Raw genomic sequence first — 23,789 nt, forward strand, 5'->3', positions numbered from 1 at the left:
CGACCGCAAATCGGCGCTACAGCTTAAAGCCGATTCTGCCCCCACAAGGATTTTCAGATGCGCGCGATTTTGCTTGCGCTGGCCGTGATTGCAGCGGCCGCGCCGGAACTCGGTTGGGCCCAGAGCAAGAGCGGGACCAAGGCCCCCGCCAACGAGACTCGGTATTTTACCGCGATCGACGGCCTGATGGACGGCAATGCCGACGTGATCCTGAAGGAGACGCGCCAGGGCAAGACCGTCACCGCCGCCACGCTCGACGTCTGCTATCCCGTCGCAAAGAATTCGGATCGCAAGGACCGCTTCGTGGTCAGCCTCACCGTCAATGGCCAGACCTTGACCGGTGCGACCCAGAGCAACGGCGCCAAGGAGCCGGTCACGGTGAAGCTGAATCGCAAGCCGACCGGCGACACGTTCGAGTTCCGCGGACAGATCGCGATCGGCAAGACCGTCACCGAGGTGGCGTCGACCGACAATTCCGACGTCAGCGAGAAGGAGTTCCAGGAGAGCCAGTCGAGCGACGACGGCATCAGCGCCCAGCCGAAGGACTTCACTGACGTCTCGCCCGAGGCGATCTCGGTCCGGCTCAAGCTAGACGCGGTGACCGACTTCCTCAAGAGCCTGAAGGGCGAGAACGTCGAAGTTTCGCTGTCGAGCCTCATCGTGAGCTGCGACGCACTGCGCGCGGGCGAGCAGACCATCAGCATGACCGTCGACCCCGAACGAGCCGGCGCGCTGATCGCGAAGGCGCGGACCATGAACGGCGTCGTCACTGCCGGCTGGACCGCCGGCACGGTCGAGATGGACCGCACCATCCGCTTTGCGGCGGCCGACTGGCGCGACGGTGACAAGATCAACAAGGACAAGCTGGCGGGCGCCATCTCCGACGTGCTGGCCAAGACCTACAATGCCAAGCCGACGAGTGCGGCGTGGAATCCGGTCAGCGGCAAGCTGAAGCTGACGTTGAGGCGGCCGAGCCAGCTGATGCCGGCGCTCGAGCTGACCGACGTCATCGAGGTCACCGGCCTCGTCTCGGCGGACAAGCCGGGCGGCGCCGACGCGCTGATGCTCTGGATCAGCAGCCCGACGACGACCACCATCGATGAGGCCTCGAGCGCCAAGCTGATCCTGTCGGACGAATCCTCGGGCGACGAGGAAGGCGACACGCGGGATGATGGCGGCGCCATCGACGAGCTGGCGAAGGCCTTCAAGGCCAAGCGCTGGGATGCGGACAACTCGGTCTGGAAGTAAGGCGAGCCATGACGGCATGGCGCCGCGATCTCAGATGCCACCCTCCCCTGGAGGGGGAGGGTCGATCGCGCGCGAAGCGGGCGAGCGGGGTGACGCCGCGGGCACCGGGGCACGTGGAGAGATCACCCCACCCCGCCTCCCATTCGCTGCGCTCATGAGAGGCGACCCTCCCCCTCCAGGGGAGGGTGACCGCGGGGCAGACCTCAAGGGTGCACACTGCGGAAGCGCGAGCGTGCGCAAGGCTGTTTGCTCAAATCATGATGCGGAAAGTGGAACGCATCATGCTCGAGCTTGAGCCCTCGACAGTCCCCACCAGGACTTTGGAAACGGCCGTCTCGGCTCAATTGGTGTTGAGCCGGAAGCGCAGCGTCTTCGGTCCGATGAAGATGATCAGGTCGCCCTGACGCTTCCAGTTCGTCACCGCGCTCAGCGCCGCGATCAGTTCGTCGTCAGCCTGCGCGCGCGCCACCGGGCAGTTGCGGTCCTCGATCTTGCCGGCGATGAACACGATGGTGTTGCCGGCGACCGAGAACTGCCCCTTGCCGCCCTTGCACCACAGCTCGAGCACAGCATCACCGTTGTCGCCGATGTCGAGATCCGGCACCCGCTTCGAGCCCGGCTGCGGCAGCGCATCCAGCGTCATCTCCATGCCGAAGGGAAATTCCTCCGCCGAGGCGGCGGCAAGGGGCACGGCCGACATCAACAGGGCCGCAGCCAGTTTGGCGCAAGCTCGCTTCACTACTCGCATCGTTCCTCTCGACACATCATCACGTGCAGGGCTCGCCTCTTAAGCGATCGGCCCAGCGACCGCCAGCACGGCTCCCGCACAAATGTGTTCCAAACATAGCAAGCCCCGCGCCGCAGCTACGGCGCGGGGCGTTTGTCGCCGCCGGTGTTGCTACTTCAGCACCATCGCCGTGAACGGATAGACATAGGCCTGCAAGGTGACGAACAGGCCGACCAGACAGGCCAGCACGATCGAATGCAGGAAGACGTAGCGCAGGATCGAGCTCTCGTGGCCGTACCAGTTGGTGGCGGTCGAGGCGACGACGATCGACTGCGCATCGATCATCTTGCCCATGACACCGCCGGAGGAGTTGGCGGCCGCCATCAGGACAGGGGACAGGCCGAGCTGCTCGGAGGTGATCTTCTGCAGGTTTCCGAACAGCACGTTCGAGGCCGTATCCGATCCTGTCAGCGCCACGCCCAACCAGCCGAGCAAGGTGCCGAAGAACGGATAGAGCACGCCTGTCGCAGCGAAGGCCAAGCCGAGCGTGGCATCGACGCCGGACAGCCGGGTCAGCGTGCCGATCGCGAGCATCGCCGAGATCGTGATCAGCGAGATCGCGCAGAGACGGATGGTGCGGCCATATTCCGCGATCAGTCTGCCCGGTCCGACACCCATCAGGAAGCCGGAGATGATCGCGGCGATCAGCATGCCGGTGCCGGTGAAGGTCAGGTAGGTGAACGAGAACACCGCGCCTTCCGGCGTCGGCTTCGCAGCCACCGGCGGCATCTTGTTGATCAGCTTGTCGAGCTCGGGCACCGGATAGTTCCAGGTGAAGATCGAGTTCGCCCAGGCCTTGAAGGCGCCGTTGCCCCAGATCAGCATGATAACGCAGACGATGATCCAGGGCAGCAGTGCGCCCCAGAGCTCGGCTTGCGTCAGCGGCGCGCGGTCCAGCGGCTTCGCCGCCGTCATCGTGGCGGCCGATTCGTCACGCCCGCGCAACGCCGGCGACAGCCACAGCTGCTTGGGCTGCCAGACCTTCAGGAACAGGATCAGCGCGCCCATCGAGATCAGCGAGGCGCCGATGTCGACGATCCACGGATTGATGTAGTTCGAGATCAGGAATTGCGGCACCGCGAAGGAGACGCCGGTGACCAGGATCGCCGGCCAGATGTCCTTCATGCCCTTCCAGCCCGCGAACGCCCAGATCACCCAGAACGGCACGATCAGCGAGAACACCGGCAGCTGCCGGCCGACCATCGCGCCGAGGATGTAGGGGTCGAGACCGGTGACCGAGGCGAGGCCCTGGATCGGCGTGCCCAGCGCGCCATAGGCGACCGGGGCGGTGTTGGCGATCAGCGACAGGCCGGAGGCCGCGAGCGGCGAGAAGCCGAGACCGATCAGCACGGCACCGGTGATCGCCACCGGGGTGCCGAAGCCGGACGCGCCCTCGAAGAACGCGCCGAAGGAGAAGGCGACCAGCAACAGTTGCAGCCGCCGGTCCTCCGTGACGCCGCCGATGGCGCGCTTCAGAAGCTCGAACCGTCCGGTGGAAACCGTGACCTGGTAGAGGAAGATGACGTTCAGGACGATCCAGCCGATCGGAAAGAACCCGGTGATGACGCCCAGAAACGTCGCGCGCAGCGACATGTTGGCCGGCATCGTAAAGACGAAGATCGTGATCAGGTTGGTCAGGATCACGGCGATGATCGCCGCGATGTGTGCCTTGACCTTGCCGCTGGCGATCAGCACCAGCAGCGTCACCACCGGGACGGCGGCGGCCAGCGTCGACAGCGCCGGGCTCCCCAACGGGTCGTAGATTTGATTCCACATCGTGACTTCTCCCCCCACGTTCTTGTTGTTGGACCTGAGGCCGGCGGGACGGATCAGGTCTGCTCGCCCAGGCCCCCAAGCCTGGCAAAGGTCGGAAAAGCAGATCACAAAACCCGCAACGCCCAACTCTGCTCAAATTCTCGCGAAATCTGGCGGCGGTCGCAGTCCCTCTCCCCTGCCCCATGCTACGGTTTGTCACACGCGACCGACAAGCCGGCGGCCACCCGCCAGATTACGACTTTAGTCTAGGCAGGCGGTGCCAACCGCGATTTTCTCGTTTTTCGCCAGCCTGTTAAGACCTTTTCTCAGGAGCAGCCCCTCTGTGAACAATCTGCGCTCGACCGTCGCCACCGTCTGGCGGATCGCCATTCCCTACTTCCGCTCCGAGGACAAGGTCGCCGGCCGCATCCTCCTCGCCGCCGTCATTGCGATCGAACTGTCGCTCGTTGCGATCCAGGTGCTGGTGAACCAGTGGCAGAACAGGTTCTTCAACGCGCTGCAGCAGTATGATTGGAACAGCTTCATCTGGGAAATCGGCGTATTCGCCGTACTGGCGACCATCTTCATCATCCTGGCCGTCTACCAGCTCTATCTCAATCAATGGCTGCAGATCCGCTGGCGGCGGTGGATGACCGACGTCTACCTGCGCCGCTGGCTGGACAACGCCACGCACTATCGCATGCAGCTCAAGGGCGACATCGCCGACAACCCGGACCAGCGCATTGCCGACGACGTGCAGCTGTTCGTCGACAAGACGCTGAACATCACCATCGGCCTGCTCAGCTCGATCGTCTCGCTCGCATCGTTCATGGTGGTGCTTTGGGGGCTGTCGACCGATGCCCCGCTGCAGCTGTTCGGCACCGACATCGCGATCCCCGGCTACCTGGTCTGGATCGCGCTGATCTATGCGATCTTCGGGACCATCCTGACGCATTGGATCGGCTCGCCGCTCGTCAATCTCAACTTCGAGCAGCAGCGCTACGAGGCCGACTTCCGCTTCAACCTGGTGCGGGTGCGCGAAAGCTCCGAGCAGATCGCGCTGCTGCGCGGCGAAGGCGCCGAGCAAGGTCAGCTCGGAACCCGCTTCGGCCGGGTCGTGCAGAACTGGTACCAGATCATGAGCCGGACCAAGCGGCTGACGGCCTTCACGGCGGGCTATTCGCAGGCGGCCGTGATCTTTCCCTATGTGCTCGTTGCGCCTGCCTACTTCGCCAAGTCGATCCAGATGGGCGGCATCATGCAGACGGCGTCCGCGTTCTCGACGGTGCAGGGCGCGCTGTCGTTCTTCGTGACGACTTACCGGACGCTTGCCGACTGGCGCTCGACCGTCGCCCGCCTCGACGGCTTCGACATGTCCATCGAGAGCGCGCACAAGCTCTCGGGCGAGCCGCAGACGATCGATGTCGTCGACCATGCCGGCGACAGCATCGATCTCGCCCAGCTGCTGCTGAAGCTGCCCAATGGCCTGCCGCTGGTCGCGGCCGACGGGTTCAGCATCGGCAACAACGAGCGCACGCTGCTGACCGGCCCCTCCGGCGCCGGCAAGTCGACGCTGTTCCGCGCCATCGCCGGCGTCTGGCCGTTCGGCAGCGGCGCCATCAGCGTGCCCTCGCATGCCAAGCTGATGATGCTGCCGCAGCGGCCCTACTTCCCGATCGGCGCGCTCAAGGCGGCGATCGTCTATCCCGCGGCGGCGGACGCTTTCAGCGTCGAGCAGGTCAGGGAGGCGCTGGTGGCCGTCGGTCTGCCGCAACTGGCGGACCGCCTGGACGAGGACTCGCACTGGAACCGGATGCTGTCGCTCGGCGAGCAGCAGCGGCTCGGAATTGCCCGCGCGCTGCTGCATGCGCCCCAATATCTCTTCCTCGATGAGGCCACGGCCTCGCTCGACGAGCCGAGCGAAGCCAGGCTCTATCGGGTCATCGCCGAACGGCTGCCGCAGACCACCGTCGTCTCGATCGGCCACCGCTCGACCCTGCACGAGTTCCACGATCGGAAGGTCGAGCTGATTCGGGATGGCGACCGGTTCTCGCTGCGGCCGGCCGGACAGGCGGCCGACGCGACCGCGGATGGAGGCAGTTGACGCGAGCGCCGCTGCGCCAGCAAAGCAGAAGGGCGGCAGATTGCTCCGCCGCCCTTCGTGATAAGTTCGATCCGCCTTGCGGTGATTACTTCAGGTTGGTCATCGCCGTCAGGTCGACCGAGAGCTTGGCGATGCCGGTGGCGCCGCACCACTTCGAGCCCAGGCCACCCGGGTTGATCGGGGTGACGTTGGTGGTGCCGCTGGCGGTGAAGTCGCCGGTGAAGGCGTTGCAATTGCCCTTCGACAGGTTGGTGTCGGAGTAGCGCAGATCCAGCGTGAACACCTTGTAGGTGAAGCCGACGCCGAGGTTCCAGGTGTTGTAGTCGGCGTACTTGATGCCGTTCGGGAAGGCCGCGGTGCCGTAGAAGCTGTCGGTGGTGCCGAACCACTGGCGGCCGAACTCACCCGACACATACATGCCGACGCCGCTGGAGCCGAAGGTGGTGCTGGGCGCGGTCCACTTGCCGGTGACCGAGGTATAGTTGCCCCAGGCGCCGGAGTTCAGGAAGCTCGGGGTGTAGAATTCGGTGACGCCGAACGTCCAGTTGTCGTTCACCGTGTAGTTCATCTTGCCGTAGACTTCGAAGAAGCTGACGTCCTTCTTCATGGTGTTGAAGTTCGTCAAGGTGTTGGCCTGACACTCGGCGCTCAGGGCGCGGCCGGCGAAGTCCGTCGTGGCGCCACCGCCGTAGTAGCAGGTCCCGCCCGGATACAGATAGCCCCAGACGCCGATGTCGAAGGCGAAGGCGCCGAAGGTCGGGCGGACACCGCCGTAGATGTCGATCTCGGCAGCAGCGCGGTTCGGGAAGGAAATGCTCTCGCCGGCGACGCCGACGTAGAACTGCAGGTCCTTGTTGACGTTGAAGCGCGGCTCGAAATAGGCGGCCACCGACGGCTTGTGGTTCGACTGGGTGACGCCACGGAACACGTAGTCGTTCATGATCGCCGCGCCGAACGCGATATCCCAGGGATCGAACGCGACCGGAGGCGGAGCCTTATAGGCCTTGACCGCCATGTCCGCCGCCGAAGCCGATCCCGATCCCGATCCCGAAACCATTGCCAGCGCCGTTGCCAGCAAAGCCCACTTCTTCATGACGATCCCCATTACCTATTTCGAAAAGCCTGCCCCACCTTGGCCCCCCAGGGCGCAAACAAGACCGGCTGCGTCATCCAGACACAATTTGTGCCAGGGTCTCGCCGCACGTGAAGCAAAAAAGCGCGGCATCTGCCGCCTTTTTGGGCGTTTTGACAATTCTACGGCAGGTAGTCAGCGCGTGTTGCATTTGAACAACAAATCTCCGTGTCCGAACGCACGCCAGGACGCACATTCGGTTGTGCCGACGCGCTGGAATCGTGGTGTCCCAAGCAAAACGACACGGCGTAGCGAGGTCGGATTCGCCCGGCCGTAGATCTGCGGGGGCGACGGCTCCGACGAACAGATCCATCGGCAATTAGGAGCCGACGCAGACGCCAGAAGCCAGACGACAGGCGCCGGCAACAAACGAGAAGGCCGCAGCGTTGCCGCCGCGGCCTCCCGATGTGAATTCGTCTGGTGGTGAGAACGATCCGGACCGGAAAGATCAGTTTCCGGAGGCGGTCCCCTCGCCGTCTTCGTGCTCCTCGGGGGCCGCGCTCGGCATCGCCCAGCTGGTCTCGGCAGCCGATTCGGTCTCGTTCACTGCCGGGGTCTCGACCAGCGGAGCCATCTTGGGAGCCCGCTTCTTGGCGGCCTTCTTCTTCGGCGCGGCAGGAGCCTTTGCGGCCGACGTCTTGGCCTTCTTGGCGGGAGCCTTCTTCGCAGCAGCCTTCTTGGCAGGCGCCTTGGCCGCCTTCTTCGCCGCGGCCTTCACGGCCTTCTTCGCCTTCTTGGCGGGCGCCTTGGCAGCCTTCTTGGCGGCCTTTTTCGCGGACTTCGGTGCAGACTTCTTCGCAGCCTTCTTGGCGGACTTCTTCGTCGCCTTCTTCGCTGACTTGGCCTGCGCCATCAGCTTCTTCTTTTCTTTCTTGTCCTTCTTCGCCTTCTTGTCCTTCGCCATCAGAAACCCTCCAGTTGCCGCCGTTCGATCAGCTCGTCCGGCGGGACGGGCCGGCAGTCAGCACGCGCCCATCCGTCAAATCATTCCTGGCCGCGGACCGCCCGTCGCCCAGTCGAGAAGCTCAACGGTGTGCACGACGGGGACAGAGGTGCCGCTGGCAATCTGCATCATGCAGCCGATATTGCCCGCCGCGATCACATTCGGCTTGACGGTCGCGATGTTGGCGACCTTGCGATCGCGCAGCTTCATCGCGATGTCAGGCTGGAGAATGTTGTAGGTCCCCGCCGAACCGCAACACAAATGACTCTCCGGTATATCTTTCACCACGAATCCGGACTTGGAAAGCAATTCTTTCGGAATGCTCGTGATTTTCTGCCCATGTTGCAGTGAGCAGGCCGAGTGATAGGCCACGACGATGTCGTCGTGCCGAGAGGCGGAGGCCAGTTCGAGACCGGCGAGATACTCGGTGATGTCCTGCGCCATCGCCGACACGGCGGCCGCGGCCGCCGCATATTGCGGGTCCTCGCGCAGCATGTGTCCGTAGTCCTTGATGACGGTGCCGCAGCCCGAGGTCGTCACCAGGATGGCGTCGAGACCGCCGCGTTTCATCTCCGCGGTCCACGCGTCGACATTGCCGCGCGCCCGCGCCAGCGCGTCGGCATCCTGCCCCATGTGGTGGGTCAGCGCACCGCAGCATTGCTCGTCCCTGACCAGCACGACCTCGACGCCGTGCCGCGTCAGGACGCTGATCGCGGCCTGGTTGATGCGCGGCGCCAGCGCCGCTTGCGCACAGCCCTGCAGCAGCGCCACGCGGCCGCGCCGCGCGCCCTGCGCCGCGAACACGCTGCCGCCCGCCGGCCCCGGCGGCGGCAGCGCCGCGGCAGGCGCCAGATCGAGCATCGCCCTGACGCGCCGCAGCAGGCCGGGCGCAGGTGTTCGCGTCGCGGAGGACGCCGGCAGCAGCGCCTTCAACGGCCGGCCGAGCCGCGCCAGGGTCATCGCCAGCCGAAACTCGCGCGGCCGCGGCAGCACATAGGCGAGCACGGCGCGGAGCCACCGGTCGGTCAGCGGGCGCTGGTAGCGCTGCTCGATTCGCACCCGCGCCTGATCGACCAGATGCATGTAGTGGACGCCCGACGGGCAGGTCGTCATGCAGGACAGGCAGGACAGGCAGCGGTCGATGTGCTTGACCACGTCGGCGGTCGGGGCCTGATCCTTCTCGAGCATCTGCTTGATCAGGTAGATGCGCCCGCGCGGGCTGTCGAGCTCGTCACCGAGCAGCACATAGGTCGGGCAGGTCGCGGTGCAGAAGCCGCAATGCACGCAGGCGCGCAGGATCTTGTCGGCGACCGCGATGTCGGGATCGGCGAGCTGCGCCAAAGTGAACTCGGTCTTCATGACGCAACGCTCCGCCGGATACGGCCGCGGTTGAGAATGGTCTTGGGATCGAAGGAGACGCGCACCCGCTCCTCCAGCGCGGCGACACCCGGCGGCTGCGGGTGGAACACGTCGACCGCGAGCCGCATCTCGTCCCACGCCCGCAGCAGGGTGGCGTGGCCGCCGACGGCCTCCACCTGCTTGCGCACCAGCCCCGCGGACGCATCGGGCTGCGGCGGCAGCGCGGCCCAGATCAGCCCCCCGCCCCAGTCATAGATCACCTCGCCGCCAGTCTGGCGCGTCAAGGCCTGCCCGATGGCGCCGCCCGACACCGGCGGGCAGACGATCCGCCACACCGTCCAGGCCCCGAGCGGGCCGTTGGCGGCGAACGGCAGCACGTCGCGTACGGCGCTCCAGACATCGGCGGAGGCGTCGTCCGCGATGATCTCGGCCGCACCGTAGGCCGCGAGCTGTTTGGCGAGCGACGCCGCCCGATGCGCCGCGGACGCCGTGATGCCCTCGAGCCTGATCACCGTGACCGCCTCGCGCGGCGAGCCGATCGGGCTCAGCCCGGCGACCTCCGGCCGCAAGGTCGAGGCCGGCAGATGCGCGGCTCCGGACACATCGAACGGCGAACCGAGCGCCGCCGTCATGGCCCGGTTGGCCTTGAGGTCATCGAGCCCGCGCAGCACCAGGCTGCGCTCCGACTCCGGCCGCGGCATCACCTTCAGGGTCGCCTCGGTCATGACCGCCAGCGTGCCCCAGGAGCCCGCCAGCAGCTTGCAGAGATCGTAGCCGGTGACGTTCTTGACGACCTTGCCGCCGGTCTTGAAGCTCTCGCCGAAGCCGGAGACGGCATGCGCCCCGAGCAGATGGTCGCGCACCCCGCCGGCGCGGATGCGTCGCGGACCGGCCAGCCCCGCCGCGATCATGCCGCCCAGCGTGCCCCGGCCGGTGGTGCCGAGCAGCGGTCCCGTGTCCATCGGCTCGAACGCGAATTGCTGGCTCTTCGAATCGATCAGCGACAAGAGGTCGGCGAGCGGCGCCCCGGCCTGCGCCGTGATGATCAGCTCGTTCGGCTCGTAGGAGACCACCGCGCTCAGCGCCGAGAGGTCGAGCACGGCATTGGTCGCGGTGATCTGGCCGATCTGGCGCTTCGAGCCATGGCCGATGACGTCGAGCGGCTGCTCATTGGCGATGGCCGAGCGGACCACCTCCTCCACATCGGCTGCGTTGCGTACCTTGAGAGCGTCCACCGCTGCTCGCCTCGCTCGTTGATGATGACGATGGTCGAGCGCAACGCGCGGCCACCCGTGTTGGGGCCTTTCTAAAGCGTTGCGGCCCGGACACAAGGGCGGGCCGGACGGAACGTTCACACGCGATCTGCATGACGCCCCGCCGTAGTGCCCGGCGGCATCGAAGCTCCGCTGAGTTGCAGGGCTATCGCATGTGACGCAGCCAAGGGCGGGCCAAACTGTTCCCGCGTCGTCATGGCCGGGCTTGTCCCGGCCATCCACGCCGTCCGGCGCTCTCGGACCGACGTGGATGCCCGGGACAAGCCCGGGCATGACGGAGTAACTCATGGGCAGGCGTTCGTGCCGCGATTGCCGCATGTCGTCAAGCGCCATCGCCCTTCCGCCGGGGGGCCCGACGTTGCATCCACCCTTCGTCCACGATCGAAGGATCGATCCCACAAACCGAGCTATCTATCCCCTCGCACACCATCAACGAGAGGACCAATCCCCATGACCGGATATGCAATCGAGACGAAAACCGTGAACGAGGCTGTCAGCGGCGGCGGCCTGCTGGTGGTGGCGCAATGGGAGGCGAGGGCCGGCGAAGCCGACCGCGTCGCCGAGATCCTGTCGCGCTTCCTGCCCGAGGCGCAGCGCGAGCCCGGCGCAAAACTGTTCCTGATCTCCCGTGCCAAGGACAACCCAGCGCAGTTCCTGTTCTACGAGCTGTTCCGCGACGAAGCCGCGTTCAAGGCCCACCAGGAGAGCGACCACTTCAAGACCTACATCGCCGGCCAGGCCCTGCCGCTGCTCGCGCGGCGCGAGCGGATGCAGTACGGGCTGATTTAGGCCGTGCCCATAGAGATCCGATTGGGTGGATAGCGGTCTGTCCGTTTCTTGCTATTGAAGGGACAGGCCGCGTCAGAGGAGGCTATTCAGCGGCAAGGCCCGGCGCTGCGCTTCGCCTCAGTCAAGTGCATTATTCCTGGTCGCGATTTTGAGCATTTCGACCTACCGATAAGGGTGCGGAATTAGTGCATCGCGATACCCCCTGCCCGCAGCTGCAATACTCGGCAACAATTTGCGCACCACATCGTGCTGAATAGTCATGTCGCGTCCTAAACACATTGCGCCTATAGCGCGTCTAACGAAAAGGTCTAGGCCGCAATAGTAGCCGTTTATGCCCTGCTTACCCTATTTGCTCAGGCGTTGCTTAATCTGAATGGCATATTCGGTTTGGTCCAAAAGCTCGAAGGCGCTTATTCCTGACTTTGCTACCATCTCCTTCCACACTTCTTCTGTATCATCGTAGGCCTGCATGATTTCGTCATGCGTAACCAACTGTTCCCACGCCTGCTTGAGGTTGAACGACTTCCGGATATTCTCCTCCGTGTCCGTGACTTCGTAATCCACTGACTCGTCAACCGGCTTGCCGTGGGCAATCGTGTCGCGGAACGTCTTCATTTTGACAAGCGAAGTATACGGACGTTTATTCCAGTCGACGGCCATGCCGAGTGTTTTGAAAACAAGCTTCAGCTTCGGTTTCCATTTTTGGAATTCATTCCATGGTTTGACGTACCTAGCACCCATGAAGTTTACTTTCGCTTCAAACTCGAACGCGAGCATGATGCCAAGCGTCATGTAGTCAAAGCCGATACCGTCTCGTTCGTTGTTTTTGATTTTCTCTTCAACGACGCCTTTGGTGAAGTAGGCAAAACTCTCCAGCGTGTTATGGATATGCAGCTTGCGACGCCCTGTCACCCGAGCCCTTACCATTCCCATGTTTCTCTCCCGCCAACGCGATTGCCGTTTGCGTACACCTAAGCTTACAGCGGCTTAAAGCCGCCGGCATGGCCAGCTCGTCCGGATCAAGGCTGCGTAGGGCCTGGCCTAGACGCGGCTGGACCACGGCGCCAGCGCCTTTAAGCTTGCACGCATCGGACGGAGCAAAAGAAGCCGTTCAGAGGAGCCCTTTGACGGGTGCTCGACAAGACCCCGCGGTCCTTGGCGCGCATCATCTCTCTCGTGTGGTCACCAGAGCAAAAGCGTAGATGCTCGCTCGCGTTCGCGAGGCCGACGAAAATGGGGCGAAACCCTCTTCCTCGACCTCTATCGTCATGGTGGCGCGAGACGCCTTCACTCAGCGCAAGGTTTAGCGCAGTGCCCGCGTCCGTAACGTGAGAGTAGTAGTGATGGCTGCGCAAGCTCGTTAGGACACCTACACCTGAATCGGCCACAACAAACTCAAAATGCCCAGGCGCAGCGTCGTAGATCAAATAGCCACTCGCGGGATTCTCGCTGTGTTCGCAGATATTATCGCGCAGCTCACCAATGGCTGCAAATAGTTGGCCGGCAGTATCCGCCGCAAATCCAGATTGGGTAGCAGCCTTCTTCCCCCGCATTGCAAATTCGGTCCAGAAGCGTCGATCGGCCGTAATTTGCGAAACTTTCACGCACCCTTGAGCACCCGAGTTAGAGAACCATTTGACTCCCGACTCCAGTGCGCAGGCTAACTGGCCATGTCTGCCAATATCGAGCCAGCGGCAAGACTGGAGCTGCACACCCGAATGTCGAAGCTCCACTAACGGCCCGAGATGGGCCGCCTTAATAGAAGGCAGATCAGCTTCGGAGATATTCTTTGCTGCCAAAGCCAGCACAATATCCTCTACGACATCGAATGAAAGTACGTGCACCACTCGTTTTCACCTAGACCGCTAAAGCTTCTCGGTAAAATGAAGCGCGCTTAACAACGCTTCACGTTCGCGTACGTTATGCGCAAACAGCCCATCGAGCGGCTCGCCCGGCGTTGTCGGGCTCGGAACCCAACGTATTGCATTGTTACCTTGGCGTTCTGCGCGCTGGCGCTTTAGCGCTTTCATGAACGCACTCGTTTCGAGATAGATCACTTTGCGGAAGTAAGGACGCAGGAAGGAGATAACCTCAGGATCCCCTCGAACAACCAAATCAAGCTCGCGCCTCGCATTCTTAGCAAGCCCCGCGAGCTGATCCAGATGCCATTGCCGCCGAGCGCGCCTTCCCGGACCTGTGGTGAACTCATAAGCGAGCGTTTCGATCTCCGTTCTTGCGGCTAACTCAACACCCCAACGTTCAAAATCGCGCTCAGTACGACCATGGGCATGAAGCGCACAAGGGACGCCCCCCCTCCGCGAACTCTGCAAAAATTATCAATATCCGCTTCAGTGCGTGCATGTCATCGGTACGAGGCTGATCGAGCACAACGCTGAAGTTCGGCGTCGTCACAAGATCAATGCCGATGCGGTGCATTTTCTCGATTAGGCCAATCCGCGCAGGGCCAAGGGTCCACCAGGGCTCGATGCGGTGATCTTGATTGACTCCACTCAATATGAGCTGTGCGTCCTCAGGAACTCGGTATGCTCTACAAAGCGATGCTCGGTCAGCGAATTTGAGCGTCCGCTCACGGAAGTTCACGACGTCAGTCAACCGAAGCGCAAACACATCGCCCACGAGCATGTTAACACGGCCGCTTCCGTGATACACAAGCGGAACAATGTCCTTCTGAACTTTATGAGTTACTCTAGGCGCGCGCGGAACGTTGCTGAATTCGAATCCGTCGATTTCACGAAGTTGATCGACAAAGCGAGCGCTGGGAGCCTTCCTGCAGACGCGCGTGCAGTTCTCAGGATCGTTGCAGCACAAATCGAGACAGTCGAATACTGGAGCTTTAAGGCACAGGCCGCCGCACTGCGTCAAATGGCTACAAGCATGGCAGCCAAGAGCCACAGGATACGCGTACGGATCATGCGTGAGTGCATCAATAACTGTCTCGTCGGCGCGCGCATAAAAGTGACGTGAAATCATTTGATCTTCACCTCGATGGTGCCGGAAATCGGATTGACGCGGATTATCTCGCCAACGGCGACGCCGGGGCCGCTGCTTATCGCGCGGAAGATATCGGGCGGGGCCGCCGAAGTCTGAAACTGGATCGAGTTACCAAGGCACCCTACAAGCTTCCCTTTATCTACCTGCAAGATGTGCTCGCCGCCGATATCGAGTTGAATTCCCTTTTCCACGACTGCAATGAAAGAACGGGGCTGCTCTTTGGGCTGACGCGTGAACAGATCCGATGTCGCCAACGCTACGCGCTGACGGTCAATATACTTGTCATGCGACTGACGACGCTTTTTAAGTTCCTCGGCCCCCATCAACTAGCCTCCGTGAACAGCGGCTGGTAAAATTTAGCGCGTCCTTGGGTGTACTCAAGAATGAGACCGGCCGCCGCGAGCGAAGCGAGCCGGTTATTCCAAACAGTGGGGGCCGACACACCATCAGCTTTTCCGAACATTCTATTCAGGTCGCCGGCGGTGGTCCGCCCAAGACTCTTGACGCGTTCGAACGTCGACGCCTGTTTCGCATCAAGCTGCCCGACAATGCGCTGATCTTCCACTCGGCCATCGTCCGAGATGCTGGCCACCAATACGTTCTCGTTCCTAGCATCCGCAATCACTGCGAGTTCTTCTAGTACCGTCGGCTTTGCGTTCGCGACGACCGGGTAGTATTTGGAGTCTGCTGTGCGGAGAAAGGCTTTCAAATTGAAAATTGCCTCACGCAGGTAGCTTGCGGTCGCCACGGCAATTCCGTCAAAATCTATGATCAGGGGGGTCGGGGCGGAGGGCTCCATCTGAATCTTTTCGAGCAAAGCCTGAAAGCTGGCCCGGCCGTCTGATGCTCCTGAGAGGGTATCCATTCCGGCCAGGTCAAACATGCTGATGCGGGGATGCTTCATGTATCTCACTCCTAATACGTGAGATATATGAGAAGCGCTGGATGTTTGTCAAGCGTTGCGGCTGGTCCCCGTTAAACAATTGATATAAAGCCATATTTTAGAGCTTTTGCCGGGATCAAACTTGCTGGGCGGCCGATCACAAGTCAATGGACAAAGACGACGCCCGACTCGCCCATAGCGAGCAATTTCTAAGGGTCCCTCCGCTTGCGCTATTCCGCAAGACCTACAAAGAAATAATCCCGGTCACGTCGAGAATAGGATTTCGACGCCCAATGCAATTATGCGGAGATGAACTAACAGACGCGACTAAGGCCGAGCGCAATCGCTTGATGCGCTGGATCGTCGGGCAAATCACCTTTGCCATTTTGCGCGTCTCGCCGCACATTTAGTTCCGGCCGAGGCAAAGGTCGCCTTGCGCGAAAGACTCATTTGACGAGCTATTTCAACGCCAAATGCCGAACTCCCTCTAGCGCCGCAATTTTCCTCTTTCGTTTTTACAGAAATCGTGTATGACTACGCCCATCCCGCCTCACCGAGAGGGGCGTACGCGCGGTCGTCACGATATGCGAGGCGGGGGTGCGGTGGCCGTGTCGGGTCGCAGCGTGATCTGATCATGCCGACGAACGACGTCGACGCGGACGTGAAATCGTGTGGGCCTGGCCTCCCGGTGCTGAGGCCAAGCGGGTCGTGCCCTTTGCGGGGCGGGCCAGCGACGGGGACAAGAACGCCGATCCCCGGGGCGAGCACGCATAAGCGTTAAGACCGCCGCGCGGGGAATGCCGGTTGATCGGCTGAACCTGTGGTACCTGCCGCCTGCATTTTTTTAGCAGGCGGGCCATGGGTGAGGCCTTCACCCGGCATTCCCTGCGCCCTCTCGTTTGGTTTCGAAGGGCGGTGCCGATGGCACGATCCGGGCGTCATGCGCCGCGGCGATGCGGACGTGTGTCTGCGGAGTGGAGATGGATGCGATGAGGACAACTCTCTCGTCGTCATTCCGGGGCATCGCGCAGCGATGAGCCCGGAATCCATAACCACGAGCGGGCGTTGTCGGAGCGAGATGGAGCGAACCGCGCGTCCCCACAGCGGCCTGTGGTTATGGATTCCGGGCTCGCCCTGCGGGCGCCCCGGAATGACGCGGGGAGAGAGGTTCGCGTCAGATCCAGCAGACGTAGTCGATCGGGCAGACGTCGGATGACGCCGCCCTGCTCTCCCGTCCGCGCCTCAAAACCGCGGCAGATCGGGAAACGCCAGCTTGCCGCCGTGGACATGCATCCGGCCCAGCTCGGCGCAGCGATGCAGGGTCGGGAACACCTTGCCGGGGTTGAGCAGGCCCTGGCTGTCGAACGCGCATTTGACGCGCTGCTGCTGGTTGAGGTCGATCTCGGAAAACATCTCCGGCATCAGGTCGCGCTTCTCGATGCCGACGCCGTGCTCGCCGGTCAGCACGCCGCCGAGCTCGACGCAGCAGCGCAGGATGTCGGCGCCGAACGCCTCGGCCCGCTCCATCTCCCCCGGCTTGTTGGCGTCGTACAGGATCAGCGGATGCAGGTTGCCGTCGCCGGCGTGGAAGACATTGGCGCAGCCGAGCTGGTACTTCTCGGACAGCTCGCGGATGCGCGCCAGCGCCTTCGGCAGCGCGCCGCGCGGGATGGTGCCGTCCATGCAGAGATAGTCCGGCGAGATGCGGCCGACGGCGGGGAACGCCGCCTTGCGCCCGGCCCAGAACAGGTTGCGCTCGGCCTCCGAGGTCGAGATGCGGCAGGTGGTCGAGCCGCAGCCGTGTGCAATGGCCTCGACGCGGCCGATCAGCTCGTCGACCTCGACGCCGGGGCCGTCGAGCTCGATGATCAGGAGCGCCTCGACGTCGAGCGGATAGCCGGCATGGACGAAGGCCTCGGCGGCATGAATGGCCGGCTTGTCCATCATCTCCATGCCGCCGGGGATGATGCCGGCGCCGATGATGCGGGCGACGCATTCGCCGGCGGCCTCGACCTCGGCGAAGCCGACCATCAGCGCGCGCGCCGTCTCCGGCTTCTGCAGGATGCGCACGGTGACCTCGGTGACCACGCCGAGCAGGCCCTCCGAGCCGGTGATCAGGCCCATCAGGTCATAGCCGGCGTTCTCGGTGCACTTGCCTCCGATGCGCAGCACCTCGCCGGTCATCAGCACGAACTCGCAGCCGAGCACGTTGTTGGTGGTCATGCCGTATTTCAGGCAGTGCACGCCGCCGGAATTTTCCGCGACATTGCCGCCGATCGAGCAGGCGATCTGCGACGACGGGTCGGGCGCGTAGTAGAAGCCGGCATGCGCCACCGCCTGGCTGATGGCGAGATTGGTGACCCCTGGCTCGGTGACGACGACGCGGTTGTCGAAATCGATCTCGCGGATGCGCTTGAACTTGCCGAGCCCGAGCAGCACCCCGTCGGCCAGCGGCAGCGCGCCGCCGGACAGCGAGGTGCCCGAGCCGCGCGGAACCACCTTGATGCCCTGCCCGTGGCAATATCTCAGGACCTGCGAGACCTGCGCGGTGGTCTCCGGCAGCACCACGACCATCGGCGGCTGGCGGTAGGCCATCAACCCGTCGGACTCGTAGGGCAGCATCTCGGCGGCGCTGTCGATGACGCCTTCGCCCGGCACGATCGCACGCAGTGCAGCAACGATCTCGTCGCGGCGCGCCAGCACCGCCCGATCAGCTTCCGGCATCATGATCGCCATCGCGTTCCTCCGGCCCTCGATTTGTGCTGGCATATCAATCACAACGGAAACGGTTTGGATAGGCAGCGGATCCGCATCGAAGTTTGCGGCAGAGCAACAAGCTCCGCCATTATGCTGATTTGCCTCAGTGCTTCCCCGCTTGTGCGTCGCCTGAGGCCATGCCACAACCTGCGCGCAAACTCGTCTCGTAACCCACAGAGCCTGATCCATGAAGAAAATGACTTTGAGCGCGCTCGTCGTCCTCGCCTCGTCGTCGCTGGCATCTGCCGCGCTGGCGCAGGATGCCGCCGCCGGCAAGACGTCCTTCAACAAGTGCCTGCCCTGCCACGCGATCGGCGAGGGCGCGAAGAACAAGGTCGGCCCGGAACTCAACGGCCTCGACGGCCGCAAGTCGGGCAGCGCGCCGGACTACAACTATTCGGAAGCCAACAAGAACTCGGGCATCACCTGGAACGAGGCGGTCTTCAAGGAATACATCAAGGACCCGAAGGCCAAGATCCCCGGCACCAAGATGACCTTCGCCGGTATCAAGAACGAGACCGAGATCAACAACCTCTGGGCCTATGTTTCGTCGTTCGACAAGGACGGCAAGCAGAAGCAGTAAGCGGCCGCCGGCCGACACGTCACCTCGACTGCAAAGCCCCGGCGGACCGCCGGGGCTTTTTCACATCACGGCGCCAGGGCGGCGGCCGGGGTCACCGCGGCGACGATCCGGTCGACCTCGCCGGCCACCAGCTCCGGCACCGCGTTCTGGACCATGTGCCCGAGGTCGGGCAGGACGATCAGGCGGCTCTGTGGCACGACCCGCGCGAGCGGGCGGGAATGGATGTCGGTATAGACCGTCCGGTCGGCCCCGCCCGCCACGATCGTGACCGGGACCTTGATCTCGCCATAGCGCGGCGCCTGCGCGATCACCGCCTGCTTCAGGGTGACGAGATCGCGGGCATTGGCCATGAACTCGCGCGGGCGCAGCAGCAGCGGCGTCGCGGTCCGGTCGACGAAATCGTCCGGCATCGCCTGCGGCGCGAACACGCCGCGGGCGCCGGGCGCCATCAGCGCCAGGCCGAGCGGCAGCGTGATCGTATGCGCCAGCAACGGCCCGACCACCGGCGTCGTGACGGCCTCGTTGTAGCGCCCGACCCCGCCCCGCCAGGGATAGGCGACCGGCGCCAGCATCACGAGGCCCGCAACCCGGTCGGGGAAGTCGAGCGCCATGCGCAGGCCGAGCGCGCCGCTCCAGGAATGCACCACCAGGACGACCTGGCCGACGCCGAGCCGCGCCAGCACCTCGTCCAGCATCCGGGCCTGAGCCGCGGGCGTGGAATCCTCAGGCCGCGCGCGCGGGCTCCAGCCGTGGCCGGGACGGTCGACCAGGAGCACCCGGTGGCGCTGCGCCAGGAGATCACCCAGCGGACGGCGCATGGCTTCGAGGTTCGAGCTCGCCCCATGGAGCAGCAAGAGCGGCGGTCCAGACGCGTTGCGCGGCCCGATATCCACAAGATTGATGGTCGCACCGGCCACCGGGATCGCCTGCCCCTGCTGCGGATAGCGCTTTTCGACGATCGCGATGCCGGCCCGCGTGGCCAGCGCGAGCCCACCGAGGACGACCGCAATAGTGATTGAAATCATTGATATTTTTCTACGTGTCACGCTGACAGATACGGAGCAGAACGAAGGCGGTTGCGCGGGAAAGCGCGCAATTCCACGTCCCGTCAAGCCAATCCTGTCATCATGGCGTCGTCGGCCATTTTATAACCATGGTCGGGACATTTCCTCGCAATCGGCTGATGGCCGTGAATTACTTGCGGTCAGATCATTGCGTCGTTTGAACACGATGACCGGCCCTGCGTTTTGTTTGGTGTTTTGGGAGGGGGTTACCGATGAGTTTTCGTTCGAGCGAGGCTGCGATCGACGAGATCGTCGCAAGTTGCAATGGCGATCTCCGCGGCGCGCTGAAGGCCCTGCTGCTGGTCAACGAGCATCTCGAGGCCGAGATCGCGCAGCTGTATGCCGCAGCCGCGCAGTACGGCATGCCGGACCGCCGCAGCACCGCATTTCACTGAGTCGGCTGACCGGGCCGGATTGCGCCGATCAGTCCTCGGACGTGATGTCCTTGTTCGGGCACGCGTTGATCGTCGATCGCGCCAGCTTGGCGTCGTCTTTCGACTTGAACGGCCCGGACGCGAACCAGATGTCGCCCATGGTGGGGGTGACGATCGGATTGCTGGTCACGATCTCGCAGCGATTGGTGGCGCGGTTGCCGACCACCCAGAACAGATCCGGATCCTCGGCCCAGGCGGCCGTCGCCGTCATTCCGATGAGCGCTGCCGTCAGCACTGCACGCCTCATTGCGCCACCTCCTCGCCGGATGTCCTCCGATCAACGGCAGGTGGGATGGCGCAGATCGGCCGGCAAGGACGGCCGTCCTGACATGGTTAATCGACCGCCAAGGCTAGATGTCGCGGCCTTCGACCTTCTCGGTCAGCGTCTTGACCAGCTCCGGCACCTTGTCCAGGTGCGGATTGACCTCGAGCGCCTTGCGGAACGCGTCCAGGGCCCGCTTCTCCTCGCCGAGGTCCTGCATGATCATGCCGAGACCCGCGAGCGCGCCGAAGTGCCGCGGCTCACGCAGCAGGACCTGCTGGATGTCGGCAAGCGAGCGACCGTAATCGTTCTGGAGGTAATAGATCGTCGCGCGACGGTTCCAGGCCTCGACGTAGTCGGGCCGGAGCTTGATGACCGAATCGAGCAGCTTGAGCGCAACCTCGTTCTGCTTCGCGTCCATCGCCGCCTTGGACCGCGCCATCAGCAGGGCGACGGTGTCACTGGGGGTCTGCAGCCAGATCGCCCAGATCCGCGCCTCGACGTGCTTGGCGCTGATCTCGTCGGGCGCCGCCTTCAGGGCGCCGAACAGGAAATCGAGGCCCTTGGTCTTGTCGGCGCCGACCTTGGGCAGCTTGGCCGGAGCCTCGGGCGGCTTTGGCTTGACGCCGGCCCGCGGCTCCCCCTGCGCAAAGGCAAGGTGCGGTACCGAAATGACGACAACGGCGAGAAGAATCGCCCGCAGGGATCGCTTGGCCATGCCCCAAGTCTAAACGCAGTCGGCGCGTCCTGCAAAGCAGCACGCGCCTCAAAGACCTGTGAGAAGGCCCCTCTTCTCGAGGGGAGATCTACGGGATCAGCCCTGGCGAGCCTTGAAGCGGCGCTGGACCTTGTTGATCACATAGACGCGGCCCTTGCGGCGGACCAGACGGTTGGCGCGATGGCGGCCACGCAGCGACTTCAGCGAGTTACGGACCTTCATGGGACATCCTGATACGTTGAAAGGCCGTGTTGGACAGGCCGGAAGTGGCAAATACAAAGGGAGTTCCGCAAGCGACCAAGTCGCCCGGATTGGCCGGTTTCTAACCACCAGCCCGCCGGATGTCAATCATGGCGGGCCCCGGCTTCAACAGAACCGGCCGGCGACGGGCCCCTCGATCCAACTTGGCGATTGCCAAATTTGTTATATCCTATAATCAATTTTCCAAAGCCAAGAACCAACCGCCGGGAACGCCCATGCCCAAGCTCGCTTTGCCCAAGATCGACGATGTCGTCGCCATCGACATCCACACCCATGCCGAGGAGCCCTGCGGCATGCATGCGGATGACGGCTACGACGATTTCCAGGCCCAGATGGCCGACTACTTCAAGTCGCCGCACAAGCACCCGCCGACGGTGCCGGAGACGGCGGCCTATTACCGCTCCAAGAACATCGCCGCCGTGATCTTCCCGGTCGACGCCGAGCGCGAGACCGGCTTCCGCCGCTACAACAATTACGAGATGCTCGAGGTCGCCTCCGACCATCTCGATGTGCTGATCCCCTTCGTCAGCATCGATCCGCACAAGGGCAAGCTCGGCGTCCGCGAGGCGCGCAAGCTGATCGAGGAGTATGGCGTCCGCGGCTTCAAGTTCCACCCGACGATGCAGGGCTTCTACGCCAACGACCGGCTGGCCTATCCGCTGTATGAGGCGATCAACGACGGCGGCGCCATCGCGCTGTTCCACACCGGCCAGACCGGCGTCGGCTCGGGCATGCCGGGCGGCATGGGGATGCGGCTGAAGTACTCGAACCCGATGTACATGGACGACGTCGCGGCCGACTTCCCCGACCTCAAGATCATTCTCGCCCACCCCTCCTTCCCCTGGCAGGAGGAGGCGCTGTCGGTCGCGACCCACAAGCCGAACGTGTACATCGACCTCTCCGGCTGGTCGCCAAAGTACTTCCCGCCGATCCTGGTGCGCTACATCAACTCGATCCTGCAGGACAAGATGCTGTTCGGCTCCGACTGGCCGGTGATCACGCCCGACCGCTGGCTCGCCGATTTCGCCAAGCTCGACATCCGCGAGGAGATCCGGCCGAAAGTGCTGAAGGCCAACGCGCGCAGGCTGCTCGGGATCTGAGGCCGTCCGACGGCTCGTATCGTCGAGGATCGTGCTATCATCCGCGGGCGCGGTGGCCATCGGCCATCGCGCCTGCCTCTCTCGATGAGGTGAGCGCCGTGCCCTTCAAAGCCGTGGTCTTCGATGCCTATGGCACGCTGTACGACATCCAGTCAGTAGCGGCGGTCACCGAGCAGGCCTTTCCCGGCCACGGCGACATCATCACCCAGATCTGGCGCATCAAGCAGCTCGAATACACCTGGCTGCGCTCGCTGATGCAGCGCTACGAGGATTTTTCGGTCGTTACCCGCGAGTCGCTGCTCTATACGCTGCGCGTTCTCGGCCTGCAGGCGGATGCGATCACACGCGATCGCATCATCGCCAAATATCTCGATCTCGATCCCTACCCTGATGCACGTGCCGCGCTCGCCGCGATGAAGGACCGCCGGCTCGCGATCCTCTCCAACGGCAGCCCAGCGATGCTCGACGGCCTGGTGAAAGCCAGCGCCTTCGACACGCTGCTCGATGCCGTCATCAGCGTCGATGCCCACAAGATCTTCAAGCCGAGTTCGCAAGCCTATGCGCTGATCGAGGAGACACTCGGACTTGCGCCCGACGAGGTGCTGTTCGTGTCCTCCAATCCCTGGGACGTCTGCGGCGCCAAGGCCTTCGGCCTCAACGTTGCCTGGATCGAGCGCGTCACTCCCGAAGCCATGGCGGCCGCCTGCATCAAGACCGATCTCGTATCCCCGCTCACGATGTTCAAGGCGCTGCGGACCCAGATGGACGAGTTGGGTTTTGCGCCCGATCATCGTATTGCTGCGCTTTCCGAATTGCCTGAGATCGTCAACACGCATGAGCCTTGAATCCGTCCGCGCCTTCTTCGCCGAAAAAGCCCCCGACATCGACGTTCTCGTCTCCAGCCAGAGCTCCGCAACCGTGGCGCTCGCGGCGGAAGCCTATGGCGTGGAGCCGGCCCGCATCGCCAAGACGCTGTCGTTGCGCGTCGGCGAGCGCGTCATCCTGATCGTCGCCGCGGGCCACGCGCGCATGGACAACAAGAAGGTGAAGGCGCTGTTCGGCGGCAAGCCGAAGATGCTCGGCCTCGACGAGGTCGCCGACATCACCGGACACGAGGTCGGCGGCGTCTGCCCGTTCGGCTTGAAGTCGCCGCTACCGGTGTATTGCGACGTCTCGCTGAAGGCCTTCGACATCGTGGTGCCCGCCGCGGGCTCGACCCACAGCGCGGTGAAGATCACGCCGGATCGCTTGGCCGAGCTGACGGGAGCCGCATGGGTCGATGTGTGCGAGGTGCAGTCCTGATCGGCTGGGATCGGCGGCCGCG

Annotated in this window: 25 protein-coding genes; 8 read left to right on the forward strand and 17 right to left on the reverse strand. The window is 63.5% G+C overall.

Going from position 1 to position 23,789, the window contains the following annotated elements; genetic code table 11:
- Nucleotides 1–57 precede the first annotated feature (57 nt).
- Nucleotides 58–1,248, forward strand: coding sequence for a hypothetical protein (locus tag QX073_RS32025; protein ID WP_316226951.1), 1,191 nt, complete (start codon nucleotides 58–60; stop codon nucleotides 1,246–1,248).
- A gap of 340 nt (nucleotides 1,249–1,588) precedes the next feature.
- On the opposite strand, the gene QX073_RS32030 is transcribed toward QX073_RS32025, so the two are convergent.
- Both QX073_RS32030 and QX073_RS32035 read right to left on the reverse strand, forming a co-directional pair.
- Nucleotides 1,589–1,948, reverse strand: coding sequence for an META domain-containing protein (locus QX073_RS32030; protein ID WP_315825400.1), 360 nt, complete (start codon nucleotides 1,946–1,948; stop codon nucleotides 1,589–1,591).
- A 198-nt stretch (nucleotides 1,949–2,146) separates the two neighbouring features.
- Nucleotides 2,147–3,811 (reverse strand): L-lactate permease, encoded by a 1,665-nt coding sequence (locus tag QX073_RS32035; protein WP_316226952.1) that lies wholly within the window; start codon nucleotides 3,809–3,811, stop codon nucleotides 2,147–2,149.
- A gap of 322 nt (nucleotides 3,812–4,133) precedes the next feature.
- Between QX073_RS32035 and QX073_RS32040 the strand changes: the two genes are divergently transcribed.
- Nucleotides 4,134–5,894 (forward strand): ABC transporter ATP-binding protein/permease, encoded by a 1,761-nt coding sequence (locus tag QX073_RS32040; protein ID WP_315825402.1) that lies wholly within the window; start codon nucleotides 4,134–4,136, stop codon nucleotides 5,892–5,894.
- An 85-nt stretch (nucleotides 5,895–5,979) separates the two neighbouring features.
- On the opposite strand, the gene QX073_RS32045 is transcribed toward QX073_RS32040, so the two are convergent.
- From QX073_RS32045 to QX073_RS32060, 4 genes are all read right to left on the reverse strand, one after another.
- Nucleotides 5,980–6,987 carry a TorF family putative porin gene (locus QX073_RS32045; RefSeq protein ID WP_316226953.1) on the reverse strand — a complete coding sequence of 336 codons (1,008 nt, stop codon included), beginning with the start codon at nucleotides 6,985–6,987 and terminating at the stop codon, nucleotides 5,980–5,982.
- 487 nt (nucleotides 6,988–7,474) lie between these two features.
- On the reverse strand, nucleotides 7,475–7,930 hold the full coding sequence (locus QX073_RS32050) for a hypothetical protein (protein ID WP_315810767.1): 456 nt from the start codon (nucleotides 7,928–7,930) through the stop codon (nucleotides 7,475–7,477).
- A gap of 75 nt (nucleotides 7,931–8,005) precedes the next feature.
- Complete coding sequence (gene glcF / locus QX073_RS32055; protein WP_316226954.1) at nucleotides 8,006–9,328, reverse strand: glycolate oxidase subunit GlcF; 1,323 nt, start codon at nucleotides 9,326–9,328, stop codon at nucleotides 8,006–8,008.
- Entirely contained in the window at nucleotides 9,325–10,563 is a 1,239-nt protein-coding gene (locus QX073_RS32060; protein ID WP_316226955.1) for an FAD-binding protein, read from the reverse strand. The genes glcF and QX073_RS32060 overlap by 4 nt, the downstream gene beginning before the upstream one ends.
- Nucleotides 10,564–11,052: 489 nt before the next feature.
- Here QX073_RS32060 and QX073_RS32065 point away from each other — a divergent pair, with 489 nt between their 5' ends.
- Nucleotides 11,053–11,391, forward strand: coding sequence for a putative quinol monooxygenase (locus QX073_RS32065; protein ID WP_315753402.1), 339 nt, complete (start codon nucleotides 11,053–11,055; stop codon nucleotides 11,389–11,391).
- 345 nt (nucleotides 11,392–11,736) lie between these two features.
- Here the strand turns inward: QX073_RS32065 and QX073_RS32070 are convergent, their stop codons facing one another.
- The 7 genes from QX073_RS32070 to QX073_RS32100 all read right to left on the reverse strand — a co-directional run bounded on the left by QX073_RS32070 (nucleotide 11,737) and on the right by QX073_RS32100 (nucleotide 18,022).
- Nucleotides 11,737–12,324, reverse strand: coding sequence for a hypothetical protein (locus QX073_RS32070; RefSeq protein WP_316226956.1), 588 nt, complete (start codon nucleotides 12,322–12,324; stop codon nucleotides 11,737–11,739).
- Nucleotides 12,325–12,464: 140 nt separating this feature from the next.
- Nucleotides 12,465–13,238 carry a hypothetical protein gene (locus QX073_RS32075; protein ID WP_316226957.1) on the reverse strand — a complete coding sequence of 258 codons (774 nt, stop codon included), beginning with the start codon at nucleotides 13,236–13,238 and terminating at the stop codon, nucleotides 12,465–12,467.
- A gap of 18 nt (nucleotides 13,239–13,256) precedes the next feature.
- Entirely contained in the window at nucleotides 13,257–13,421 is a 165-nt protein-coding gene (locus QX073_RS32080) for a hypothetical protein (protein WP_316226958.1), read from the reverse strand.
- A 241-nt stretch (nucleotides 13,422–13,662) separates the two neighbouring features.
- Complete coding sequence (locus QX073_RS32085) at nucleotides 13,663–14,382, reverse strand: hypothetical protein (RefSeq protein WP_316226959.1); 720 nt, start codon at nucleotides 14,380–14,382, stop codon at nucleotides 13,663–13,665.
- Nucleotides 14,379–14,726 (reverse strand): hypothetical protein, encoded by a 348-nt coding sequence (locus QX073_RS32090; RefSeq protein WP_316226960.1) that lies wholly within the window; start codon nucleotides 14,724–14,726, stop codon nucleotides 14,379–14,381. The genes QX073_RS32085 and QX073_RS32090 overlap by 4 nt, the downstream gene beginning before the upstream one ends.
- Nucleotides 14,726–15,307: a hypothetical protein gene (locus QX073_RS32095; protein ID WP_316226961.1), complete on the reverse strand. Its 582-nt coding sequence runs from the start codon at nucleotides 15,305–15,307 to the stop codon at nucleotides 14,726–14,728. The genes QX073_RS32090 and QX073_RS32095 overlap by 1 nt, the downstream gene beginning before the upstream one ends.
- A 1,221-nt stretch (nucleotides 15,308–16,528) precedes the next feature.
- Nucleotides 16,529–18,022: an FAD-linked oxidase C-terminal domain-containing protein gene (locus QX073_RS32100; RefSeq protein WP_316226962.1), complete on the reverse strand. Its 1,494-nt coding sequence runs from the start codon at nucleotides 18,020–18,022 to the stop codon at nucleotides 16,529–16,531.
- A 208-nt stretch (nucleotides 18,023–18,230) separates the two neighbouring features.
- On the opposite strand from QX073_RS32100, the gene cycA reads away from it, so the two are divergent.
- The gene (cycA, locus tag QX073_RS32105) at nucleotides 18,231–18,626 is read left to right on the forward strand and encodes a cytochrome c-550 CycA (RefSeq protein WP_315716648.1); all 396 of its coding nucleotides are present in this window, start codon (nucleotides 18,231–18,233) and stop codon (nucleotides 18,624–18,626) included.
- A gap of 65 nt (nucleotides 18,627–18,691) precedes the next feature.
- Here the strand turns inward: cycA and QX073_RS32110 are convergent, their stop codons facing one another.
- Entirely contained in the window at nucleotides 18,692–19,651 is a 960-nt protein-coding gene (locus tag QX073_RS32110; protein WP_316191454.1) for an alpha/beta hydrolase, read from the reverse strand.
- 251 nt (nucleotides 19,652–19,902) lie between these two features.
- Between QX073_RS32110 and QX073_RS32115 the strand changes: the two genes are divergently transcribed.
- Nucleotides 19,903–20,085 (forward strand): hypothetical protein, encoded by a 183-nt coding sequence (locus QX073_RS32115; protein ID WP_315716646.1) that lies wholly within the window; start codon nucleotides 19,903–19,905, stop codon nucleotides 20,083–20,085.
- A gap of 28 nt (nucleotides 20,086–20,113) precedes the next feature.
- On the opposite strand, the gene QX073_RS32120 is transcribed toward QX073_RS32115, so the two are convergent.
- The 3 genes from QX073_RS32120 to ykgO all read right to left on the reverse strand — a co-directional run bounded on the left by QX073_RS32120 (nucleotide 20,114) and on the right by ykgO (nucleotide 21,326).
- Nucleotides 20,114–20,371, reverse strand: coding sequence for a hypothetical protein (locus QX073_RS32120; RefSeq protein WP_315716645.1), 258 nt, complete (start codon nucleotides 20,369–20,371; stop codon nucleotides 20,114–20,116).
- Nucleotides 20,372–20,474: 103 nt separating this feature from the next.
- The gene (locus tag QX073_RS32125; protein WP_315716644.1) at nucleotides 20,475–21,104 is read right to left on the reverse strand and encodes a tetratricopeptide repeat protein; all 630 of its coding nucleotides are present in this window, start codon (nucleotides 21,102–21,104) and stop codon (nucleotides 20,475–20,477) included.
- Nucleotides 21,105–21,200: 96 nt separating this feature from the next.
- Nucleotides 21,201–21,326, reverse strand: coding sequence for a type B 50S ribosomal protein L36 (gene ykgO, locus QX073_RS32130; RefSeq protein WP_006611362.1), 126 nt, complete (start codon nucleotides 21,324–21,326; stop codon nucleotides 21,201–21,203).
- A 254-nt stretch (nucleotides 21,327–21,580) separates the two neighbouring features.
- Between ykgO and QX073_RS32135 the strand changes: the two genes are divergently transcribed.
- The 3 genes from QX073_RS32135 (at nucleotide 21,581) to QX073_RS32145 (ending at nucleotide 23,767) form a co-directional block, all read left to right on the forward strand.
- A complete protein-coding gene (locus QX073_RS32135; RefSeq protein WP_315716643.1) occupies nucleotides 21,581–22,465 on the forward strand; it encodes an amidohydrolase family protein in 885 nt (294 codons plus the stop codon).
- 98 nt (nucleotides 22,466–22,563) lie between these two features.
- Nucleotides 22,564–23,310: a haloacid dehalogenase type II gene (locus tag QX073_RS32140; RefSeq protein ID WP_316174947.1), complete on the forward strand. Its 747-nt coding sequence runs from the start codon at nucleotides 22,564–22,566 to the stop codon at nucleotides 23,308–23,310.
- Complete coding sequence (locus QX073_RS32145) at nucleotides 23,300–23,767, forward strand: YbaK/EbsC family protein (RefSeq protein ID WP_315716641.1); 468 nt, start codon at nucleotides 23,300–23,302, stop codon at nucleotides 23,765–23,767. Before QX073_RS32140 ends, QX073_RS32145 begins: the two co-directional genes overlap by 11 nt.
- Nucleotides 23,768–23,789 lie beyond the last annotated feature (22 nt).

It is taken from the genome of Bradyrhizobium sp. SZCCHNS3052, from assembly GCF_032484495.1.
Taxonomy (GTDB): Bacteria; Pseudomonadota; Alphaproteobacteria; order Rhizobiales; family Xanthobacteraceae; genus Bradyrhizobium.

Excerpts from the sequence above, each read along its gene's own strand:
- QX073_RS32025 (WP_316226951.1), top strand. The coding sequence starts at position 58 with ATGCGCGCGATTTTGCTTGCGCTGGCCGTGATTGCAGCGGCCGCGCCG.
- QX073_RS32030 (WP_315825400.1), bottom strand. The coding sequence starts at position 1,948 with ATGTCGGCCGTGCCCCTTGCCGCCGCCTCGGCGGAGGAATTTCCCTTC.
- QX073_RS32035 (WP_316226952.1), bottom strand. The coding sequence starts at position 3,811 with ATGTGGAATCAAATCTACGACCCGTTGGGGAGCCCGGCGCTGTCGACG.
- QX073_RS32045 (WP_316226953.1), bottom strand. The coding sequence starts at position 6,987 with ATGAAGAAGTGGGCTTTGCTGGCAACGGCGCTGGCAATGGTTTCGGGA.
- QX073_RS32050 (WP_315810767.1), bottom strand. The coding sequence starts at position 7,930 with ATGGCGAAGGACAAGAAGGCGAAGAAGGACAAGAAAGAAAAGAAGAAG.
- glcF (WP_316226954.1), bottom strand. The coding sequence starts at position 9,328 with ATGAAGACCGAGTTCACTTTGGCGCAGCTCGCCGATCCCGACATCGCG.
- QX073_RS32065 (WP_315753402.1), top strand. The coding sequence starts at position 11,053 with ATGACCGGATATGCAATCGAGACGAAAACCGTGAACGAGGCTGTCAGC.
- QX073_RS32070 (WP_316226956.1), bottom strand. The coding sequence starts at position 12,324 with ATGGGAATGGTAAGGGCTCGGGTGACAGGGCGTCGCAAGCTGCATATC.
- QX073_RS32080 (WP_316226958.1), bottom strand. The coding sequence starts at position 13,421 with ATGAAAGCGCTAAAGCGCCAGCGCGCAGAACGCCAAGGTAACAATGCA.
- QX073_RS32085 (WP_316226959.1), bottom strand. The coding sequence starts at position 14,382 with ATGATTTCACGTCACTTTTATGCGCGCGCCGACGAGACAGTTATTGAT.
- QX073_RS32090 (WP_316226960.1), bottom strand. The coding sequence starts at position 14,726 with ATGGGGGCCGAGGAACTTAAAAAGCGTCGTCAGTCGCATGACAAGTAT.
- QX073_RS32095 (WP_316226961.1), bottom strand. The coding sequence starts at position 15,307 with ATGAAGCATCCCCGCATCAGCATGTTTGACCTGGCCGGAATGGATACC.
- QX073_RS32100 (WP_316226962.1), bottom strand. The coding sequence starts at position 18,022 with ATGGCGATCATGATGCCGGAAGCTGATCGGGCGGTGCTGGCGCGCCGC.
- cycA (WP_315716648.1), top strand. The coding sequence starts at position 18,231 with ATGAAGAAAATGACTTTGAGCGCGCTCGTCGTCCTCGCCTCGTCGTCG.
- QX073_RS32110 (WP_316191454.1), bottom strand. The coding sequence starts at position 19,651 with ATGATTTCAATCACTATTGCGGTCGTCCTCGGTGGGCTCGCGCTGGCC.
- QX073_RS32115 (WP_315716646.1), top strand. The coding sequence starts at position 19,903 with ATGAGTTTTCGTTCGAGCGAGGCTGCGATCGACGAGATCGTCGCAAGT.
- QX073_RS32120 (WP_315716645.1), bottom strand. The coding sequence starts at position 20,371 with ATGAGGCGTGCAGTGCTGACGGCAGCGCTCATCGGAATGACGGCGACG.
- QX073_RS32125 (WP_315716644.1), bottom strand. The coding sequence starts at position 21,104 with ATGGCCAAGCGATCCCTGCGGGCGATTCTTCTCGCCGTTGTCGTCATT.
- ykgO (WP_006611362.1), bottom strand. The coding sequence starts at position 21,326 with ATGAAGGTCCGTAACTCGCTGAAGTCGCTGCGTGGCCGCCATCGCGCC.
- QX073_RS32135 (WP_315716643.1), top strand. The coding sequence starts at position 21,581 with ATGCCCAAGCTCGCTTTGCCCAAGATCGACGATGTCGTCGCCATCGAC.
- QX073_RS32145 (WP_315716641.1), top strand. The coding sequence starts at position 23,300 with ATGAGCCTTGAATCCGTCCGCGCCTTCTTCGCCGAAAAAGCCCCCGAC.